A 3,356-nucleotide genomic window follows, 5' to 3' on the forward strand; every position below is an offset into this window, starting at 1 on the left:
CCGGCCGTGGCCGCCGGCACCTTCGCCGCCTTCCCGGAGCAGGTCGACGCCCAGCGCAAGCAGGACCCCAACCTCGATCACGAATCGCCGCTGCACGAGCTGTTCGCCGACCAGCTGGCCAGCGCCGACCTGGTCATCCTCAACAAGGCCGACCTGCTCGACGCCGCCGCCCTGGCCGCGGTGCGCGCTGAGGTGGCCGAGGAGCTGCCGCCGGCGGTCAAGGTCATCGAAGCCCATGGCGGCGAGCTGCCGCTGGACGTGCTGCTGGGCCTGAACTGCGAGACCGAGCTGCATATAGACGGGCGCAAGACCCACCATGATCTGGAGGGGCATGAAGAGCACGACCACGATGAATTCGACTCCTTCGCCGTCGAGCTGCCCGAGGCCGAGGAAGCGCGTCTGTTGCAGGCGCTGAAAGCCGCCGTAAGCAGCCATGGCATTCTGCGTATCAAGGGTTTCGCGGCTATTCCCGGCAAGCCCATGCGCCTGCTGCTGCAGGGCGTCGGCCAGCGCTTCGACAAGCATTTCGACCGCGCCTGGCAGGCCGATGAGGCGCGTATCAGCCGCTTGATCGTGATTGGCCAGAGCCTGGATCAGGCCATCATCACTGCCGAGTTGCAGGCGGCGTTGGCGTGAATAGGCTGATCGCCAGCAAGCTGGCTCCTACACGAACGCATGCTCCTGTAGGAGCCAGCTTGCTGGCGATGCTTTCCATGGGCATCGGCTAACCATGCACCTATTGCGCATCCAGCCCGGTAGCCAGCTGCCGGCCGACAGCATCACCGACCTCGGCCAGACCCCGGCCGAGCTGGTGATTCTCTGTACCGGCGATTCGCACCTGTCCTTGCTGGCCGAGGTGGCGCGGCAGCTGCCGGCGGATTACCCGAGCCTGCGCCTGGCCAGCCCGGCGCAGCTGAGTAACCACGCCTCGGTGGATTTCTACGTCGAGCAGGTGCTGCAGCACGCCAAGGTCATCCTGATTTCCGTGCACGGTGGCGTCAGCTACTGGCGCTACGGCATCGAGCGCCTGGTCGAGCTGGCCGAACGCGGTGCGCGGGTGATACTGGTGCCGGGTGACGACAGCCCCGATCCCGAACTGACTGGCCTGAGCAACGTGCCGGTGGCGGAGGTCGAGCGGCTCTGGCAGTTCCTCCGCCAGGGCGGTGCGGGCAACGCCTTGCAGCTATTTAACTGCATCGCCAGCCGCTGGTTGCAGCGCGATTATTCCTGGGCAGAACCCCAGGCCTTGCCGCGCGTGGGCCTGTATCACCCGCAGCAGGCCAACCCGAGCCTGGCGGACTGGCGCGCAAGCTGGCAGACCGATGCGCCGGTGGTGGCGCTGCTGTTCTATCGCACCCAGGTGCAGGCGGCCAACACCGCCTTTATCGATGTGTTCTGCCAGCGCTTGCAGGCCCAGGGACTCAATCCGCTGCCGATTGCCGTCGCCAGCCTGAAAGAGGACGCCTGTTTAGCCCAGGTCGAAAGCTGGCTGGATGAGACCGGCGCGGCGCTGATTATCAATACCACCGGCTTTGCCATGAGCAATCCGGAAGCGCCGGAGCTACGCCCCTTCAGGCGTGACGTGCCTGTACTACAAGCCATTTGTGCGCTGGACAACCTCGAACAGTGGCAAGCTAGCGCCCAGGGCCTGGGTTCGCGCGACCTGGCCATGCATATAGTGCTGCCGGAGCTGGACGGCCGCCTGATCACCCAGCCGATCAGCTTCAAGGGCCTGGCCTGGCGCAGCGAGCGCAGCCAGAGCGATGTGGTGTGTTACCGGCCAAACCTACCGGGGATGGATTTTGTCGCCGAGCTGGCGCGCAACTGGATTGCCTTGGCGCGCAAAAGCAACGCCGACAAGCGTATCGCCCTGATCCTGGCCAACTACCCGACCCGCGATGGGCGCATCGGCAATGGTGTCGGCCTGGATACCCCGGCGGCGGCGCTCAATATCCTCCGTGCCCTCGAACAGCAGGGCTATCCGGTCGAACGCTTGCCGCACAGCGGCACCGCGCTGATCCACCAGCTGCTCGGCGGGGTGACCAACGACCTGGACAGCCTCGACGCGAGGCCCTGCGCCCAGAGCCTGGCGCTGGACGACTACCTGGGGTTTTTCCACAGCCTGCCCGAGGCCAACCAGCAGGCGGTGCGCGAACGCTGGGGCAGCCCCGAGCAGGACCCCATGTACCGAGGAGAGCGCGGCGGGCGGCTGATGATCGCCGGCCTGCGCTTTGGTTTGACCTTTGTCGGCATCCAGCCGGCGCGCGGTTATCAGGTCGATGCCAGCGCGGTCTATCACGACCCCGATCTGGTGCCGCCCCACGGCTACCTGGCGTTCTACTGCTGGCTGCGCCGGGCGTTCGCCGCCGATGCGGTGATCCACGTCGGCAAGCACGGCAATCTGGAATGGCTGCCGGGCAAGAGCGTCGGTCTATCCGAGCAGTGCTGGCCGAGCGCGATTCTCGGCCCGCTGCCGAATATCTACCCGTTTATCGTCAATGACCCGGGGGAGGGTGCTCAGGCCAAGCGCCGCACCCAGGCCGTGATCATCGACCACCTGATGCCGCCGCTGACCCGCGCCGAAAGCTACGGCCCGCTGCGCGATCTGGAACGCCTGGCCGACGAATACTACGAGGCCAGCCAGCTCGACCTGCGCCGCGCCTCCGAGTTGCGCGGCGAGATTCTGCTCAAGGTGCGCGAGGCCAGCCTGGACCGCGAGCTGGGCCTGCAACTCAACGAAGACCCCAACAGCTGGCTGCCGCAGCTGGACGCCTACCTGTGCGACCTCAAGGAATCGCAGATCCGCGATGGCCTGCATGTGTTTGGCGAATCACCGCTCGGCACGCTGCGCCGCGACACATTGCTGGCGCTGCTGCGTATCCCCCGGGGCGATGGCCAGGGCGGCAACGCCAGCCTGCTGCGCGCCCTGGCCCGCGATCTGCAGCTGGGCTTCGACCCGCTCGACTGCGAGATGGCCGCGCCCTGGCAGGGGCCGCGCCCGGCCGTGCTGGCAGAGCAGAGTGACGACGCCTGGCGTACTGCCGGCGATACCCGCGAGCGTCTGGAACTGCTGGCCTTGCACCTGATCGACGGGTTGGATTTTGCATCCGTTGGCGCGGAAAGTAGCCAGGTACTGCAGCGCTTGCGTGAGCAGATCGCGCCGCTGCTGGATGCCTGCGGCCAGGCCGAGATGCACGGCCTGCTCGCTGCGCTGGCCGGGCGCTTCGTCCCCGCCGGGCCGAGTGGCGCGCCGAGTCGCGGTCGCCTGGATGTGCTGCCCACCGGGCGCAACTTCTACAGCGTCGATGTGCGCAACCTGCCGACGCCAACCGCCTGGCGCATCGGCGTGCAGGCGG

The 3,356-nt window shown here is 67.0% G+C and carries 2 protein-coding genes; both read left to right on the plus strand.

Annotated features, from left to right (window positions below):
* The coding region (locus tag Q8Q83_RS12355; RefSeq protein WP_305624126.1) for a GTP-binding protein at nucleotides 1-636 on the plus strand (636 nt) is incomplete at its 5' end.
* A gap of 94 nt (nucleotides 637-730) precedes the next feature.
* Nucleotides 731-3,356: cobaltochelatase subunit CobN (gene cobN, locus Q8Q83_RS12360; RefSeq protein ID WP_305624128.1), on the plus strand; the 2,626-nt coding region annotated here is incomplete at its 3' end.

Source organism: Pseudomonas sp., from assembly GCF_030696055.1.
Lineage (GTDB): Bacteria > Pseudomonadota > Gammaproteobacteria > Pseudomonadales > Pseudomonadaceae > Aquipseudomonas.